Source organism: Streptomyces sp. NPDC014995 (assembly GCF_043080745.1).
GTDB lineage: Bacteria > Actinomycetota > Actinomycetes > Streptomycetales > Streptomycetaceae > Streptomyces.
In genome coordinates this window covers 174420-192269 of record NZ_JBIBVX010000021.1, presented here as the reverse complement: position 1 = coordinate 192269, position 17850 = coordinate 174420, and the positions used below count along the sequence as shown (strand labels likewise).

At 69.1% G+C, this 17850-nt stretch carries 8 protein-coding genes and 2 pseudogenes; 3 read left to right on the top strand and 7 right to left on the bottom strand.

Annotated features, from left to right (window positions below; all coding sequences use genetic code 11):
• The 5 genes and pseudogenes from ACF1A1_RS34400 to ACF1A1_RS34380 form a co-directional block, all read right to left on the bottom strand.
• On the bottom strand, positions 1-906 hold a 906-nt coding region (locus ACF1A1_RS34400; RefSeq protein WP_392005321.1), incomplete at its 3' end, for a glycoside hydrolase family 43 protein.
• Positions 907-1726: 820 nt separating this feature from the next.
• Entirely contained in the window at positions 1727-3160 is a 1434-nt protein-coding gene (locus tag ACF1A1_RS34395) for a glycoside hydrolase family 43 protein (protein WP_392005300.1), read from the bottom strand.
• Positions 3161-3306: 146 nt separating this feature from the next.
• A complete protein-coding gene (locus tag ACF1A1_RS34390) occupies positions 3307-3468 on the bottom strand; it encodes a hypothetical protein (protein WP_392005298.1) in 162 nt (53 codons plus the stop codon).
• 74 nt (positions 3469-3542) lie between these two features.
• Positions 3543-3899: pseudogene (locus ACF1A1_RS34385) on the bottom strand (AbfB domain-containing protein); the annotation flags it as partial.
• A gap of 96 nt (positions 3900-3995) precedes the next feature.
• Positions 3996-5777: pseudogene (locus ACF1A1_RS34380) on the bottom strand (family 43 glycosylhydrolase); the annotation flags it as partial.
• A gap of 1082 nt (positions 5778-6859) precedes the next feature.
• On the opposite strand from ACF1A1_RS34380, the gene ACF1A1_RS34375 reads away from it, so the two are divergent.
• Positions 6860-12904 carry a DNRLRE domain-containing protein gene (locus tag ACF1A1_RS34375; protein WP_392005297.1) on the top strand — a complete coding sequence of 2015 codons (6045 nt, stop codon included), beginning with the start codon at positions 6860-6862 and terminating at the stop codon, positions 12902-12904.
• Between the two features lie 120 nt (positions 12905-13024).
• Positions 13025-13339 (top strand): hypothetical protein, encoded by a 315-nt coding sequence (locus ACF1A1_RS34370; protein WP_392005295.1) that lies wholly within the window; start codon positions 13025-13027, stop codon positions 13337-13339.
• A gap of 279 nt (positions 13340-13618) precedes the next feature.
• Here ACF1A1_RS34370 and ACF1A1_RS34365 read toward each other — a convergent pair whose 3' ends face one another.
• Complete coding sequence (locus ACF1A1_RS34365; protein WP_392005293.1) at positions 13619-15850, bottom strand: FG-GAP-like repeat-containing protein; 2232 nt, start codon at positions 15848-15850, stop codon at positions 13619-13621.
• Between the two features lie 712 nt (positions 15851-16562).
• Positions 16563-17189, bottom strand: coding sequence for a hypothetical protein (locus tag ACF1A1_RS34360; protein ID WP_392005291.1), 627 nt, complete (start codon positions 17187-17189; stop codon positions 16563-16565).
• A 403-nt stretch (positions 17190-17592) separates the two neighbouring features.
• Here ACF1A1_RS34360 and ACF1A1_RS34355 point away from each other — a divergent pair, with 403 nt between their 5' ends.
• Positions 17593-17748 carry a DUF6131 family protein gene (locus tag ACF1A1_RS34355; protein ID WP_392005289.1) on the top strand — a complete coding sequence of 52 codons (156 nt, stop codon included), beginning with the start codon at positions 17593-17595 and terminating at the stop codon, positions 17746-17748.
• Positions 17749-17850 lie beyond the last annotated feature (102 nt).

The window sequence follows — 17850 nt, the reverse complement described above, 5'->3', positions numbered from 1 at the left end:
GTAGCTGCGGTCGTGATAGACGAGGATGTCCGACTTGCCGTCCTCGGAGACCGTGAACTGGTTGTGCCCGGGGCCGTACTGGCTGGTGACGGCGTTGCTGGCGAAGACCGGGCCTGTGTTCTTGGCCCACGACGACGCGCTCAGCAGGTTGGCGGAGGCGGACGCGGTCAGCAGGCCCATGCAGTAGTTGGCGTCGGTGGCGCTGGCCGAGAAGGTCATGAAGACCTTGCCGTTCCGCTGGATCACGGCCGGGCCCTCGTTGACCGTCTGGCCTCCGGCGGTCTCCCACGCGGCGGTCGGCCGGCTGAGCATGACCGGGGTGCCGGTGATGGTCCACGGGCTGGACATCTGCGCTATGTAGATGTTGGTGCCGGAGCCCACGGCCGGGTCGTTCTGCGCCCAGGCGAGGTAGCGGGTGCTGTTCACGACGAAGGTCGTCGCGTCCAGGGAGAAGGTGTCGAGCGGTAGTGCGATGCGCCCCTTCTCCGTCCAGGTGCCCGTGATCGGGTTCGCGGCGGTGCACTCCAGGACGTACGGCCGGATCTTCCAGATGTTGTTGGCGTCACCGGCGGCGAAGTAGATGTACCACTTGCCGTCGATGAAGTGGATTTCCGGAGCCCAGATGTGGGCGCCCATCGCACCGCTGGCGTGCTTGGTCCAGATGGTCGTCTCAGCGGCTGAGGACAGTCCCTGGATCGTGGTGGCGCGGCGCAGCACAATACGGTCGTACGCCGGCACGGTGGCGGTGAAGTAGTAGAAACCGTCGGTGTGCTTGAAGATGTGCGGGTCGGCCCGCTGCTCGGCGATGGTGTTCGTGTAGGTCACACCGGGTGACGCGGGCACGGCGGCGTGGGCGGTGCCGGCCGAGGCGCCGGTGAAGGTTGCGGCGGCCGAGCCGGCCATCATGCCGAGGACCGTTCGACGGGTGAGCGCAGGTCTCACGGACTACTCCCTATGGGGCTGGAGGTGCAGAGATACCGCCTGTTCACACTGTCGGTATTTCGAACACGGTTCGTCAACTCGGCCAGAAGATAAGTTCTGTACATGGCTCAGTCAACGCTTCTGTCACACGGGAATCGCGGCGGGTCTACTTCGGCCGGGCGATCGTGAAAGTCTCGCGGTGGGGTTGCCAGTCGGGGCCTGGATGCGACCAGGCCGCGCTCCAGGACGTGCATCAGTGACCGAGTCCCTGGCATGCCGGTGAGATGGCGAGTGACGTGCTCCGCTGACGGCTACCGCTGCCCTCCGCCCGTGGAGCAGGACTCCCCCTCCGCGATGTCTTCCCGGAGCTCGTCGCAGAGCCGATCACCCGTTGCTGCTCCTGCGTGACGAGGCCGCCAACGTGTGGCGTGGGCCGTCGAGGCGGCCGTGGCCGGAGCCGCCGGCCACCGTGTCGGCCCCACCGCCCGGCCGCGGTGGGCGGCGCGCTGGCACCCGCCCCCGCCCGGCCGGTCACAGCTGCGGCCGGTCCGCCCCGCAACGAGGCGGACACCCAGCGGATTCGTCGTTCAGGAGGCCGACCGGGCCGGACAGCAGCCAGAGCCCGGGTGCCGCCGGCCGGGCCCGGTCGGCCATCCTGATGACCCCGTTCCTTCGACACGGCCTCCCCATGTGCCGTACCCGGAATGGCTCACGGGTGGGGATGCCGGCGCCCTCCCCGCTGGGCGGCGGACGACCGGTGGGAGGCCGCCGTGAGGGCCGGCGCCGGCATCCCTGTCGGTGCGGGTCAGCTCGTTACGCGGAAGGTGGCGTCGCTGCGTCCCGCCGCGGTGGTGATCGGGTCGAGCCTCAGCTGGTAGGCGTAGTGCCGGATGTACCGGTCGGGGTGGTTGTACGACTGGAACGACGACCATGTCGAGTCGGCGAGCCCGGCCACCTGACGGAAGGTGGCGTCCTCGGCGAAGGCGGTGGTGCCGTCGTTGTAGGCGAGTTGGAAGTCGAAGTTGGAGTGCCGCAGGAAGTACCCGGGGAAGTTCACCGACTCGAAGGAGACGGTTCCGGAACCTGCCAGGCCGGGCCTCAGCCGGAACTGGGCGTCCTGGGCGGGGCTGACGTTCGGATCGATGCGCACGTCGAAGTTGGCGTGGCGCACGTGCCGGTCCTGGTAGTTGTACGACTGGAGCCGGTTGATCGCGGTGTTGGGCCAGCGTGTGAGCACGCGGCTCTCCTCGGCGGCCGTGAGGTTCAGGATCGAACCGTGGCGCTTCTTGGTGCCGCCCATGGTGTAGCTTCCCGACGCCGGGAGCCGGTAGGTGCCGGAGGCGGACGGGTTCGTCGTCAGGACCGGCATGTAACCGCGTCCGGAGGCGTACTGGTCGAGGTAGAGGGCCCACTCGTTGCGGTCTCTGAACTTCATCCACATCGGGCCTTCGACCTGGGAGCCGGTGAGGCCGATGCCGGAGAGGTTGCCGAGGTTGGTCCACGTCCCCAGGATCGAGTTGCTGCCTTCGATGGTGATCTGGCCGTCGCCGGAGGATCGCACGTAGCGGTAGTTACCGACTCCCGACGGCACCTCGACGATCTGGGTGTCGATGATGCCCTGGGTGCCGGCGCGGTCGATGTAGAGCTGCGGGGTGGTGATGGTGCGGAAGTCAGTGGTGCGGGCGTAGTAGATGCGGTGCTTCAGCACACCGTTGAGAGTCGCGTTCGTCGCCCAGTACAGAACGTAGTCGTTGGTCTGCGGGTCCCGGATCGCCTCGGGCGCCCACGCGTTGCGTCCGTCGGGGATCGCCCCGGCGACGTTGAGCAGCCACGGCGCCGACCAGGTGACCAGGTCCGTGGACTCCCAGACCACGAGGTTGCGGCTGCCGTTGGTCTGGGCGTCGCCCCACGACTGTCCGCAACTGATGCACAGGTCGGTCGCGATGATCCAGTACTTGTCACCGCCCGGGGCGCGCACCAGTGCGGGATCGCGCACTCCCTTGGTGCCGACCGTGGAGCGCAGGACCATGCCGCCGCCGTTGAGGTCGTTCCAGTTCAGACCGTCCGTGCTGTGCGAGAGGTACATCTGCTGATTGGTCGACCCCTCCCCGGTGAAGTGGACCATCAGGTAGCCCGGGTCGGCGGCGGCGGCCCGTTGGGGTGCGGTCAGGACTTGGGACGTGACGAGCAGGCAGGCGGCGACCAATATCGTCGCCAGCCGGGAGAGCAGCACGGACATGTACGTTTCCTGTCTTTCTTCGGGTGCCTCGATCGGGTGAGCGTGGGTTCAGCGGAGCGTCCAGCAGGTGGCCGGTGCTGTTCGAGGGGGTGGGGTGTTCCTCGGGGGGATCAGTGATGACGGCGGCCGGGCCGCCTGTGTGGCCTTCACCCGGGTGACCAGGGGAAGCCGGCGGCGGTGCCGCGGGTTCGCTGTTCGAGCAGGGCGAGGTCCGCGGTCGAGGCGCCGACGACGTTGACGCACGTGCTGCCGGAGTGGCAGGTGTCCTGGATGTCGTCGGCGCCTTCGGCGGCGGACACGCCGCTCACGTCCAGGCAACTGCCGCTGTCGAGGCTCTCGATCGGGAAGCCGTGCGGGTCGCCTGGCGAGTGAGGGAGTGCGATCAGGCCCAGGGGCTGACCGCCTTGAAGGAACTGTCCGCGCGGAAGGTGGCGTTGTCCTGGTAGGGGTCGACGCGCAGCTCGTAGTTGTGGTGGCGGAGGTAGCGGCCGGGGTAGTTGTACGACTCCAGGCCGACCGAGCCGGTGGCCGATCCCGGCCGGGCGCAGTAGGTGGCGTCCTTGTTGAAGAGCGCCGTGCCGTTGCTCGCGTCGAAGCGGACCCGGAAGTCCAGGTGGCGCAGGTAGCGGCCGGACGAGTCACGGAACGAGTAGCAACTGCCGTCGGCCAGGCCGGGGATGATGGTGAAGGTGGCGCTCTGCCTGACCGCCGTGGTGCTGGAGGACGTCACCGGATCGAGGTAGCCGCGGCTGTCCGACCGCACGACGGCGTGGCGCGCGGGGAAGTTGACCGACTGGAGCAAGCGGGTGGTGCTCGTCGGCAGGGTGGTGCCGCCGGAGACCGGGTCGATGCCGCTCAGGGTGGGGACGACCTTCTTGATCAGGCCGCCGGAGTCGAACTCCATCCTGTCGACGGTGGTTTCGCGGTGGGTGCCGTCACCGCCGGGGATGGCGAATCGGTGATAGGCGATGTACCAGTCGTCGGTGTTCGGCACCTGCACCACGGAGTGGTGGCCGGGCCCCTTGATGCCCATGTCGAGGCGCTTTTCCAGGATCACGCCGCGCTTGCTCCAGGGGCCGGTGGGCGAGGACCCGGTGGCGTAGGCGACGCGGTAGTTCTCGTCCCGGGTGTCGTTCTCCGACCACATGAAGTAGTAGGTGCCGTTGCGCTTGACGACGAAGGTGCCCTCTCGGTAGCCGCTGGGAGTGATGTCGGTGACCTTCGAGGCGTCGAAGGAGACCATGTCGTCGTTGAGCGGGACGACGTACGCCCTGCCGTTGCCCCAGTAGAGGTACGACTGGCCGCCGTCGTCGGTGAAGACCGCCGGGTCGATCATCTGGCCCGTGTAGTCACCGGCCTTCAGCAGCGGCTTGCCCAGGGGGTCCTTGAAGGGGCCGGTGGGCGAGTCGGAGACCGCGACACCGATGTTCGCGTCGGCCGAGTAGTAGAAGTAGTACTTCCCGTTCTTCGCGGTCATCGTCGGGGCCCAGGCCCGGCTGTCGGCCCAGCTGATGTCGGGACCGAGGTCGAGGATGACGCCGTGGTCCGTCCAGTGGACCAGGTCCTTGGACGAGTACGCCGTGAACTGCGTACCGCTCCAGCCCGGGAAGCCGTCGGTGGTCGGGTAGATGTAGTAGGTGTCACCGAAGCGGACGATGTTCGGGTCGGCGTTGAGCCCCGGCAGGACCGGGCTCCTCATGACCTGCGCCTGGACCGTCCAGGTGCGCTTGGCGCCGTCGGAGCCGGTCACCTCGTACGTCACGGGCTGGGTGAAGTCGCGCGGGCTGCCGGAGGCCGGACTGATGGCCGCGCCCTGGGCGAGGGTGAACCGCGGGGCGAGCGCGGTGAGGTCCGTGCCTTCCTTCATCGGCAGCGTGATCTTGCTGTTGGCGTCGTCGATGACGGCGTCGATCTTCAGCGAGGGGTGGGTGACCTTGGCGATGCCGGTGGTGTTCCCGCTGACGTCGAGGACCTCGCCGGGCGCCAGCGCGCGGTTGTAGACCCGGAAGTCACGCATCTTGCCCTTGAACAGCTTGTCGCTGGTGAAGACCGACTTGCCGATGTAGTTGGCCGTGGTGATGCCGGACCCGATGGAACCGGGGGTGATGGTGACCGACGTGTTGCGGGCCACCTCCACGCCGTCCTGGTAGAGGACGCCTGTCGTGCCGGTCTGGGTGTAGGTGACGTGCTTCCAGACCGAGCGCTGCAACGCGGCGGATGTGCGGGTGTTCTGCTCGGTGGAGTAGTTCCCCGAGGCGATGGCGGTCCGGAACGAGTCGCCGGTGGTGAACAGGTACCCGTTGCCGGCGCCGTTGGCGGTGTTGCCAAAGCCGTGGAGGAAGTACGGCGTGGCCTGGGTGGCGTCGATCTGCACATCCATCGAGACGGTGATCGAGTTCATGCCGCTCATGATGTTGTCCGGCACCCTGATGTAGGTGTCGGAGCCGTTGAACGTGAGTCCTTCCCCGGCACCCGACCAGCCCGCGGTTCCGTTGACGGTTCCGTTCCGGCCGTTGCCCGAGGCGTCCACCGCCACGGTGCCCGAGGTGGCGTCGAGTTTGTACCAGAGAGCCAGGCCGTCGGTGATCTCCGCCGCCTGGACGGGGGCCGCCGGGCCGACGACGCCCATCAGGAGCGAGGCGGCTGCCACGGCGGCCGGAGTGCCCGGCCGGCATCTCCGACGGCCCCGAGGTCTCACGCTGCGCATGGGTTCACATCCTCTGAAGAAGACATGCCTGAGGAAGGAGTGCGAGGCCGCGGCCGAGATACTGACGTTCCGCCCGTATGACATCGCGTTGCGTGAGTGTGAAGTGGGATACGAGGCAAGGTCAATACTTTTCGAACGACGTCCGACGAGCCGAACGATTTTCTTGCGGCTCGTCAACTCGCCGCCGTAGCACGCTTGATACGTCCGACCGCCCGACACCACGAAAGATCCTCCCCGCCACCGACATCCGCCGGCGGGGAGGATTCGCCCGTTCTGTGAATGCCCTCGCCTCCACCGCACAGACCGGCGCTGCGCTCAGAATTCCGAGGAAGTCCGGGCGGTGGCCCGCAGTTTCGCGGGAAGCTCGCGGCGACTGACGCCCGCATTCGCTGTCCGATGACAGCCGCCGCGCCCCGGTCGCGTGCGCGCCCAGGCTCAGCACGTCGTCCAGGGCGAGCCGCAGTTCCCGGTTGCCCCCTCCGACGCGGCGCGGGTCGGGGAGTCCACAGTCGCAGCGCAACGGGCCGCGACCGGCGCTACACCGTCGTCGTCACCGTCAAGACCTTGCCGCTGACGGCGCCCCGTCGCTGATCCGCCTCGTCGAGGGCGCCCCCTGCCCCCAGGCAAAGAGATGACCAAGGAATTCCCCTTCGACCACTCACCCTTACTGGTGCGAAGTCCATATATCGACACCTGGCGCGTATGAGACAAACCAGGAGATAAGCGGTGCAATCGCGACCGAAGGGTGCGGGAGCGACTCCCCAGGAGAGTTGAACAACTGTCAGCGGAGCATGGAGATCATGTGACGATCCTTCACGAGTGCGGGACATCCCCGCACCGCGCAAGGAGTTTGTGTGACAAGCGCTTTCCGCAGGAATAGGCGGCACTCCGCCACCTCTGCGCAACCTTTTCTTCCGCTGCCCTCTTCAGGGCGCCTGCGCCCTCTTGCCGCAGCGCTGGCCCTGCTCATGGCCTGTGAAGCAGCAGCGATCGTGAGCACCACGACGCAGGCCTACGCCGTGAACCTGACGTCTCCCGTCGTCGGCAAGGGCAAGCCCGCGAAGCAGTTGGGCGCCGCGACGGCGGACTCCCCGGCCGCGGCCCGGCTGAAGGCGAAGATGCAGGGCCGACGGATCGAGGTCCTGGACCTGCGGACCGAGACGTCCACGGTGTACGTGAACCCGGACGGATCGGTGACCGAAGAGGCGTACGCCGGCCCGATCCGCTTCCGGGACGACAACGGCGGCTGGCAGAACGTCGACGTCTCCTTCGAGAAGATGACGGACGGTTCGGTCAGTGCGAGAAGGCACCCGCACGGCCTGCGCATCGCGGGCAGGAGCGCGGCCCCGAAGGGGCTGAAGAGCACCGGCGAGAGGACGGCATCCGCCGGCGTGCCGCTGGTGAGGCTCGAGGGCCGCACCGGTGAGCAGATCCAGCTGGGCTGGTACGGGGCGTTGCCCGCACCGGTGATCGAGGGCGACGACCAGAACGTCGCGCGCTACAAGGACGCCCTGCCCGCGACGGACCTCCTGATCGAGTCGACCAGAACCGGCTACGAACAGTTCCTGGAGCTGAAGAACCGTTCCGCCGTGGACGCGAGCGGGGCGATCGCCTACAGCCTGACGGCCAAGGGCCTGACCGCGAAGGCGAACAAGGACGGCTCGGTCTCCTTCACCGACGCCAAGGGCAAGTCCGTCGGTGTCCTTCCCGCTCCGGTGATGTGGGACGCCCAAGTGGACAAGAAGTCCGGCGAGCGCACCCACACCGCCGCGGTGGACGTGAAGGTCGCGCAGCAGGGCGACACCGTCACGCTGACCCTGACGCCGGACGCGAAGTTCCTGGCGGACGACGCGACGCGGTTCCCGGTGACGATCGACCCGGCGATCAATGTCGGGGCGAGCTTCGACACCTTCGTCCAGGAGGGCTACACCACCGACCAGTCCGCGTCGACCGACCTGAAGATCGGCAACAACGGCTCGTCGCAGGTGGCGCGTTCGTTCCTGTCGTTCCCGATGAAGAACATCACGGGCAAGCAGATCACCGCGGCGAAGCTGAACCTGTTCGAGTACCACTCGTGGTCGTGCACGGCCGCGGGCTGGGACGTGTGGTCCACCGCCGCCGCGAGCTCCTCCTCGCGGTGGACGGCGCAGCCGACGTGGTCCCAGAAGTACGCCACGAGCACGCAGACCAAGGGCTTCTCCAGCGCGTGCAACGACGGTTGGGTCGGCGCCGACGTCACCACCATGGCCAAGGCATGGGCGGCCAACGGCAACGCCACCAACCACCTCGGTCTGCGGGCCACGGACGAGTCCGACCCGCTCGGCTGGAAGCGGTTCAACTCCGGCAACGCCGCGAGCAACACCCCCTATCTGTCGGTCACGTACAACTCCATCCCCGGCGTGCCGACGCTGATCGCCCCGGTCGACCAGTACGCCACCGGCTCGGCCACGCCCGTGCTGTCGGCGAAGGCGCTGGACGGCGACGGCTCCCAGGTCACTCTGGACTACGAGGTGTGGACCTCCAGCGGCACCTCTGCCCTGCGCACCGGCAGCAGCGCCTCGGTCGCCTCGGGCGCGCAGGCGAACTGGACGCCCGCGGCGCTGCCCACGGGCTCGTACAAGTGGCGGGTGCGGGCCGGTGACGGCTCGGCCACCAGCGCCTGGTCCGCGTTCCGCACCCTGACCGTGGACACCACCGCACCGGCGGCCACCACGGTGTCCTCCACCGCCTTCCCGGCCGGCCAGTGGTCCGGAACCCCCGACGGCGAGGGCAACTTCACCGGCGGCTTCACTCTCACTCCGCCCGCTTCGGACGTGCGGGAGGTCCAGTGGAGACTGGACGGCGGAGCCTGGCAGCCGATCGCCACGACCGGCACCGCAGTGACGGCCAAGCCGGTCTTCCGCGCGGGCAAGCACACCGTGACCGCACGCACCAAGGACGCGGCCGGAAACAACTCGGTCGAGACCAACTTCACCTTCTACGCGGGATCGGGCGCAGCCCTGCTCACCCCGGCGCAGGGGGATCGCCCGGCGCGGCGCACCGCGCTGACCGGTCAGGGCAAGGGCACCGACACCGGGGTGCGCTACCAGTACCGGCGTGGTGAGACCGACGCCTGGAAGGACGTTCCGTTCGCCGACGTGCGGCGGAAGTCCGACGGCTCGGCTCTCACGGCCTGGCCGGCCAAGGTGACCGGCGGCCTGTCGGAGGAGCTGGTCTGGAACGTCACCGACAGCCTCAGCGAGGACGGCCCTGTCGACGTCCGCGCGGTCTTCACCGACGGCACCAGCACCGACGCCTCCCCGCCCGGCACCATTACCGTGGACCGCAACGCGGGCGTGGCACCCAGCACTCCGGTGGGTCCGGGCAGCGTGAACACCCTCACCGGTGATCTCGTCCTCTCGGCCACCGATGCCTCGGGATTCGCTCTGACGGCGTCCCGCACCGCTTCCTCCCGTCGCCCCGGCGCGGGCGGACAGCAGGAGGGACAGGCGGCGATCTTCGGACCTCAGTGGACCGCGGGCACCCTCGCCGAACTCTCGGACAGCGACTGGACGTACATCCGCAAGACGTCGGCCACGTCGCTCGCGGTGGTCGACGTCCACGGCGGGGTGATCGGCTTCACCGCGACGACGGCAGGAGGCTGGAAGCCGCAGACCGGAGCCGAGGATCTGACGCTCACCGGCAGTCTGACCACCTCCTTCACCCTCAAGGACACCGAGGGCACCACCTCTCAGTTCAGCAAGGTCGACGCCGCGGCCACCACCTGGCAGTTGGCGACGACCACCCGTCCCACGGACGGCTCCACCACCACGGTGGTCTCGGAGAAGGTCACGGTGGGCGGAAAGGTGCTGGCCCGCCCCAAGTACGTGATCGCCCCCACCTCGGCGGTGAGCGCCGGCACCTGTGCCGGCACCCCGTCGACCAAGGGCTGCCGCATCCTGGAGTACCAGTACGCCGCCACGACCACGGCAACCGGTTCGACGCTGGGCGACTTCGCCGGGCAGGTCACCCGCATCCGCCAGTGGACGACCGCTCCCGGTGCAGCCGGCGCGACCGCCACGGTGGTCTCCCAGTACGCCTACGACGCGTCGGGCCGCCTGCGTGAGCAGTGGGACCCTCGGATCAGCCCGGCCCTGAAGACGGCCTACACCTACGACAGCGCGGGCCGCGTGGTCACCCAGACCCCGGCGGGCGAGCTGCCGTGGACCTTCGAGTACGGCAAGGCCGGCTCCGGCACCGTCGCCGCTGACGGCATGCTGCTGGGTGTCTCCCGCCCGACGCTGACGGCCGGCAGCAAGGACGTGCAGGACGGCGGCAGGTCCACCACGTCCCTCGTCTACGACGTACCGCTCTCGGGCTCCAAGGCCCCCAACCAGGTCTCCACGGCCGACGCCGCGGCCTGGGGCCAGACCGACGCGCCCACGGACGCCACCGCGGTGTTCCCCGCCGACCAGGTTCCCGCCTCCCACACGGGAAGCGACCTCGCCGCGGGCGACTACGACAAGGCGACCATCACCTACACCAACGCCTCGGGGCTCGAGGTCAACACAGGCCTGCCCGGCCGCCACCTGAACGTCACCCAGTACGACCGGTTCGGCAACGCGCTCTTCGAGCTGTCCGCCACCAATCGCGAACTCGCCCTGGGCAACGCGGACTACCAGGTCAACACCCAGAACGAACTGGGCATCCTCGGTGACTCCCCGGCGGAGCGGGCCCGCAAGCTCGCCACCGTCGCGGTGTACTCCGCCGACGGCGAGCGGGAGCTGGAGAAGTACGGCCCGCTGCACCTGGTCACCCTGACCAAGCCGCTCAAGGGTGACAGCGACAGCCCCGACGTCGCGGCCGGTACGCAGATCCCTGCCCGGTCCCACACCGTCACCCGGTACGACGAGGGCCGTCCCATCGACGGCAGCGCCACCACCGAGGGACGGCCGACCACCGTGTCCACCGGAGCCGCGGTCGACGGGTACCCGGCCGACGGAGACGTCCGTACGACACAGACCGCCTACGACTGGGTCCGCGGCCTTGCGACCGGCGAGACCGTCGACCCCGCCGGCCTCAAGCTGACCCGCACGACCGGCTACAACGCCCAGGGCCAGGTCACCAGGAACACCCTGCCCAAGTCCGGCGGAGCCGACGCGGGCACCATGCTGACCACCTACTGGTCGGCGACGGGTTCGGGCACCTGCGCGGGCCGTCCGGAATGGGCGGACCTCGTCTGCTCCACCGGCCCGGCCGCGAAGATCACCGGCGGTGGGTCCAACCCCGACGAGCTGCCGACCAAGACCACCGAGTACGACCAGTGGGGCAACCCCGCCAAGGTCACCGAAACCGCCAACGGCGTCACCCGCACCACGGTGTCGACCTATGACGCGGCCGGCCGGCTCAAGCAGACCCGGACCACCGGCGGCGTCGGAACCGCCGTCCCGGACACCACCACCACCTACGACCCGGACAACGGCCATGTGGCCACGGTCACGGACGGCACCACGACCACCCGCCGCTCCAACGACAGGCTGGGCCGGGAGATCTCCTACGACGACGGCGCGGGCAACGTGACCCGCACCGAGTACGACAACCGCAACCGTGTCACGCGCAGCTCGAACTCGGTGCCGTCGGAGACCACGTACACCTACGACAACCCGGCCGGCCTGCCCAGTCGCGCCCACGACTCCGTCATGGGCGCCATCGGCGACGTCACCGGCTACTACGACTCCGACGGCCGCCTCTACAAGCAGAAGCTGCCGTGGAACATGGACGTCGAGTTCAACCTCGACCCCACCGGCAATGAGACCTCCCGCTACTGGCACTGGGAGTCCGGCTGGACGGTCCAGGGCGAGTCGCTGAGCCGGAGCATCCACGACCAGGTCGTCTCCCGCACCGTCTACACCGGCGGAGGGGCCTACCAGGAGTACACCTACGACGCGGCCGGCCGCCTCACCAGGACCGACGACTACCAGGCCGGAGTCACCACGCACCGCGCCTACGGCTTCGACGACAACACCAACCGCACGTCCCTGACCACCACCGTCGACGACGTCGACGGCGGCGCACCGGACGTGAAGACCGTCGGCTCCACCTATGACAGTGCGGACCGGCTCGTCTCGGCCGGCACCGTGTACGACGCCTTCGGCCGGACCACCGCACAGGCCGGCGGCGCGCAGAACGCGTACTACGCCAACGACATGGTCCGCCAGATCACGGCCGACGGCGGACGCACCACCTGGAACCTGGACCCCGAGGGACGCCTCGCCTCCTCCACCACCGAGGACCAGGCCGAGGACGGCACCTGGCACACCACCGGCACCAAGCGCGACCACTTCGGTGACGGCGGTGACAATCCGGACTGGACCGACGAGGGCAACAACAAGATCAGTCGGACCCTCGAGGACCTCGCCGGCAACCTGATCGCCACCACCGGCGCCGCCAGCGGCACGGTTCTCCAGCTCGCCAACATCCACGGCGACATCACCACCCAGATCCCGCTGGTCGACGCCACCACGCCCGTCGTCAACAACTACGACGAATACGGCAACCTGCTGCCCGGCAGTGACCCCGTCCGCTACGGCTGGCTCGGCGGTCAGCAGCGCTCCACCGAAACGCCCAGTCGCGTCACCCTCATGGGCGTCCGCCTCTACGACCCCAGAGCCGGCCGCTTCCTCTCCGTCGACTCGGTCTACGGAGGAAATGAAAACTCCTACGTCTATCCCGCCGACCCGGTCAATCAACTGGACCTGACGGGAAGGGCGACGAAGAAGCCGGCGTCGTTGAACGCCAAGGAGAAGAAGGCGCTCGACGACAAGGCCAACGGTCGTCCTTACGACCGGAAGGCGTACAATTCCGCGAAGAAGAAGCTGGTTCAGGCGGAAAAGTATGCCGGCAGCCGCAACGGCCAGAAGAACAGGTCGGGCGCCGACAGCCTGAAGCGAATACTGAAGGCGATAGGCCTTTTCGTGTTCATCATCGCCCTTGTGGTCACTCTTGTGATCTTCTGGCAGTGGGCCATAGTGGGCGCGGTTCTCTGGGCTTTGTCGTAGCCGAGAACGCGAGTGAATAGAGTGCCGCCCCGGAGCAGTTCGCCGGGGCGGCACTCCCGTCTTGCAACGATCCGGGTATTCAGAATGCTGATACCATCCGACAAGAAAGCTGGAGGCGGTATGGAAGACATGTCGTGGTTCGGGGTGCGCAGCATATTCAGGCACCGTCCACTCGGAGTTTACGAGGAGCGCATCACCATCTGGAAAGCGCGAAGCACGGACGAGGCGATCGAACGGGCGGAGGCCGAAGCGATCGAGTACTGCTCGTATTTGGATGAAGTGGAATACGCGCATTTCTCCGAGGCGTACCGGTTCTCCGGGGACCCTGAGGACGGAGCAGAGGTCTTCTCCCTGATGCGCGAGAGCAATCGACCGCCCGGGGAGTACGTCAAAAGGTTCTTCGCCACGGGAGAGGAACGCACCGGCTCCCTTTAGGCGCTCGCCGGCCGGGCAGTGGAGGGCGGCGGTGGCTGCGGGTCTTCGGGCCGCGCTCGGCCGACCCGTCGTCCGCCGGCGCCATCAGCGACCGCAAGCGGGCCGGCACCTCGCACGCCGGGGCCCGCCGAGGGCATCTGGGTCGGCCGATCCGTCGACGGGCTACGGAATGACGCCCCCACAGCCCCGGGAGCGCCCGCGCCCGCAGCACGGCCCGGGCGCGGGCCGGGATCCGACCGGAGGTGGCAGGTACGCGTATCCAGTCGGATCAGTGCCGCCTCAGAACAGTGAGCGATACGTCTGCCAGCCGGACGCGAGGGTGTAGGTGGCGCTGAAAGTGCCGTCGCCCCAGCCCTTGTTCCGCAGCAGCTTGCCGTCGGTGGTACGGGAGACGAGGTCGGGGAAACCGTCGCCGGTCACATCGCCGACCGTGATGATCGCGTTGCGGCCGGCGCCCCAGTCCCGGAACACCAGCGCCCGGGGCTTGAAGCCGCCCGTGCCGTTGCCGTCGTAGCGCCACAGCTCGCCGCCGGCGTCCCGCGCGATGAGGTCGCCGATGCCGTCGCCGGTCACGTCGGCGGCGCCGACGATGGTGTAGCCCTTCCATCCGGTGCCGACGCGCACACCCGGGTCCAGCAGGCCGTGGACGTTGGACTTGTACAGGTAGAGGTAGCCGGTCGTGGCCTGCCGGGCCAGCAGGTCGGGGCGGTGGTCGCCGGTGAAGTCGTCGGCGGCGACGACGGTGTCGAAGCCGCTCCAGCCGGAGCCGACCAGCGTGCTCTCGGCGTCGGGCAGGAAGACGCCGGTGCAGCCGCCGGAGTACCGGTGGAGCTTGCCGTCGGTGGTCCTGCTGAGCATGTCGGAGCAGCCGTCGCCGGTCATGTCGCCGACGGGGAGGAAGCGGGTGCCCGGGTTCCAGCCCGACCAGCCGCGGGAGTTGGTCGGTCTGCCGTCGGCGAACCGGTGGGCCTCGAGCAGGCCGCCGCTGGTCATCGTGTACAGCTCGCCGTAGCCGTCGGTGTCGGCGTCACGGAACGCGGATCGGCCGCCGGCAAGCCAGAAGCTCCCGGCCGGGAGGGTGCGGACCGCGCCGCCGTCGCCCGGGTCCACGGTCATGGTCCAGTGGTAGCGGCCGCTCACCGCCTTCTCGCCCGCCTCGTCCTTGCCGTCCCAGGCGGCGCGGACGGCGGCGCCTTCGTGGGAGCTGCCGCTGAGGGTGCGGACGGGGGTGCCGTACGCGTCCTTGATGGTGAGCTTCCAGGACGCGGGCGGGCGGGTGAGCCGCCAGGTGCCCTCCCACAGGCGGTCGCTCGCCTTGCGCAGGTCCACCGTGGAGTCCGCGCGCCAGTCGAACAGGCTGATCCGGGACCGCGGCACCGTCACCGGACGGATGTGGATCATCCACTCGCCGTCGACGTAGGCCACATGGCCGCCGTACCGGTCGACGGTCAGCATGCCGGTCCACCCCTCCTCGGGGACCGTGAAGAAGGGGGTGGTGGCGGCCGGGTGGCCCCCGCCGAGGTGGAAGTCGGTGAGCGTCACCGTCCGCCCGTCCTCGGACTGTTGGACCAGATAGCCGTCGCCGACCTTGGCGGGCAGCGCACCGGGGACGGGGATGTTCCTGCCGGTGCCGTGGTCCCACACCCCGGCCCTGTCCGACGCGGAGCAGCGCCAGTACAGCCACCGCCCGACCGCCTGCAGGTCGTCGGGGACGCAGCCGGAGCCGAGCGTCACGTTCGCCGAGCTCGCCTTGGTGACCAGGTCGTAGGAGTTGACCGTGCCGGCGGTGCTGCCCGGCTTCCAGATCTTCGTACCCCAGATGGACACCGCCGTGACCGACCGCGTGTGGACCTGCCCCGGGTAGGGCACGCCCGGGTCGAAGGAGCCGATGCGCTGCACGCCCCTGTCGTTGACCGCAACGTACGAACCGCCGGCCGCCACCACATGGTCCGGGGACTGCCAGTGGAAGGGGCCGAGCCCCAGCTCGCTCCTGGGCGCCCCGCCGCCGAGGGCCTCCTGGCTCCCGAACGGCGTCATGAAGGCGACCCGGCCGTCGCCGAGCGCCCACAGCTGGGAGTAGAAATCGCTGCACGTGTACTCCGCGGGGTCGACGCCCTCGCACGGGTAGTTCGTCCAGACCTGGGAGGCCGCGAGCTGCCGGGGCCCCGGCTGCGGGGTGCCGACGGCCGGGAGGTCGAACTCCCACAGCCCGCGGTTCGACTCCGGGTCGGCCGTCCCCAGCACGCTGAGCTTCCCGCCGCCGAGCGCGAGGCTCTCGATGTACGCGTTGAGGTCGCCCCGGGTGCCGAGCGGGAACACAATCTCGTCGTCGGCCACTCGCGGCGCACCCGGCGAGGCCGCGGCGGGCGCCGGGGACAGACCAAGACCGCCGACCGCCAGCGCGACGGCGGTCCCGATCGTGAGCGAGGTGTGTCTAATACTGCGGACGGTCATGTCAGCCCCCTGGTGGACGAGGAGTCCCGTCGTCGTCTTGGAAGCTATGACCCTCATCACTCCCCGCGGGTTGTACAGATCTGAGTGATCGTCAGGCTGGTCGAAGCGCGCAGCTTGAGTACGACGACCGTGTCCCCGCGGCGGATCTCCACCCGCGGCCGCTTCTGCCGGGACTACCGCCACGCCACGACAGCTGGCACGAACGACACCGCACTCCCCCGTTCCCGCCACCAGTTGCAGCACATCAAGCGCCGTTCCCGTCTCCCCCGCCCCAGACACCCCCGCTCTCAGCCAGCCATCAACACCCCAGCCGACCGACACACCACCCGACACACCAACTACCCACCCTCACAGCCACAACTCCCGCGTGAGACCGAGTCGTTCGGCCGGCGCGAGCAACCGCACTGCGGAACGGCCGCCGCCGACAAGCCGGGCAGAGGTGGCGACGTCGGCGCGGGTAGGTCCCCGTGGGCAGCTCGCGCGCCCACGGGTGGGAGATCCGCTTGGTGAGGACCAGGGCGTCGGCGCCATGGTGCAGGAGCTGGGCGGTGTCGCTGCGCAGGATGGTCGTGCTGCTGCCGCCGCTGCCAGTGCGGGCGAGGATGGCCTTGCGGCCGCCGGGTGGGACGGTGCCGGCCGCTTCCTGCGTCGGGGAGTCCTGGCGAGCCCGAAGCCCATCAGCAGCCTCGAGGCTGCCGCTTCCGGGTGCACTGCGCCGGCGGTCGAGTCGTCACCGGCCCGCGTGCAGCGGTCGGGAAACCCGGGATCGTCAGTGCTGCATCCAGCGCCAGTCCGGCATGGGGGGCATGTGCGGCATGTGCGGCATCTCAGGCAGGTGCGGTGCCCTGCTCATGGCCCGCTGCCACATCCCCCGGGCCTGCTCCTCGGGGCGCTGCTGTTCTCCGTGCAGCGCGTTGAGGATGAGCATGCCGCCTGTCAGCGCCGGGATCGTCCACTGCAGGAAGGCGAGTTGCCGCTGCGCCTGTTCCGTGTCGACGGGGTGCTCGCGGGCCTTTTCGCTGTCCTCCGGGTCGGTGGAGGATGCCAGCTCGATCTTCTTGCCCAGCACCCGGCTGTAAGCGGTGGCCGCCAGGGCAGCTCCGGTCATGACGGTCTTGGCCACGGTGGAGGCGGCCACTCCCTGCTGGGTGGCAACCCGGGCCGCGTTCGCCGCGAGCAGGCCACTACTGCCGACCAGGTGGGCGCCGATGGCGGCGGCGTTCACCGGCGCCCACTTCGCCCAACCGGAGCTGGACACCCGTGCGGTGGTCGCCGGCGTTCCACCTTCGGCTCGTGCCGCGCCGTTGAGGCCTACGGCGCCCATCAAGGATCCGCCGAACCATGCGGCGAGCCCCAGGTCGTGCAGGCTGCGCATGATGGTATTGCGTTGCGACATCTGGTTACTTCCTTTCGGTGGGCAGCGAGGACAGCAGCGCATGGGCACTGCGTCCACTGTTGCCCACCCCGAGAGAGGGCGCACCTCGGGCACTGGTGAACGGATCACATTCGGAGCAGCCGACGTGAGTCGTCCCCCCGCAACCTGGCTGACGGCCGCGGTGACACGGCTGCAACCCCCTCATCGTCGGCTGCACCCCGAGGGCACGGGACCGCCCACCTGTCGTGGGGCGGCCCCGTGCCGTAACCGCGGGCGGGCGTCCGCCGCGTCCACGGCCTCAAGGCGCCCCCGCCGCGCCACCGACCTCCGCGAACTCCGGGTGGAGGAGCTGCGCGGCAACGCTTCCCTATTGCGGCGCAGGGGTCCACAGTGAAAGCAGCACTACTCCGTACCGGAGGCGGTCATGCTCCTCCTCGGCATCATCCTGCTGATTGTCGGCCTCGTGACCGGCATATCGATCCTGTGGACGATCGGGATCATCCTCGTGGTCATCGGCGCGGTTCTGTGGATCCTGGGCTCCATGGGACACGCGGTCGCCGGCCGCCGACACTATTGGTGACCTTCTCCCCCACGCAGCGCGGCACCGATGGCACGCCCGGCTCGGGCAGCCCGGCCGCCCGCCTCGCCGCCGAGCCCCGCGCTCCAGTCGCTGGGGCCGGTG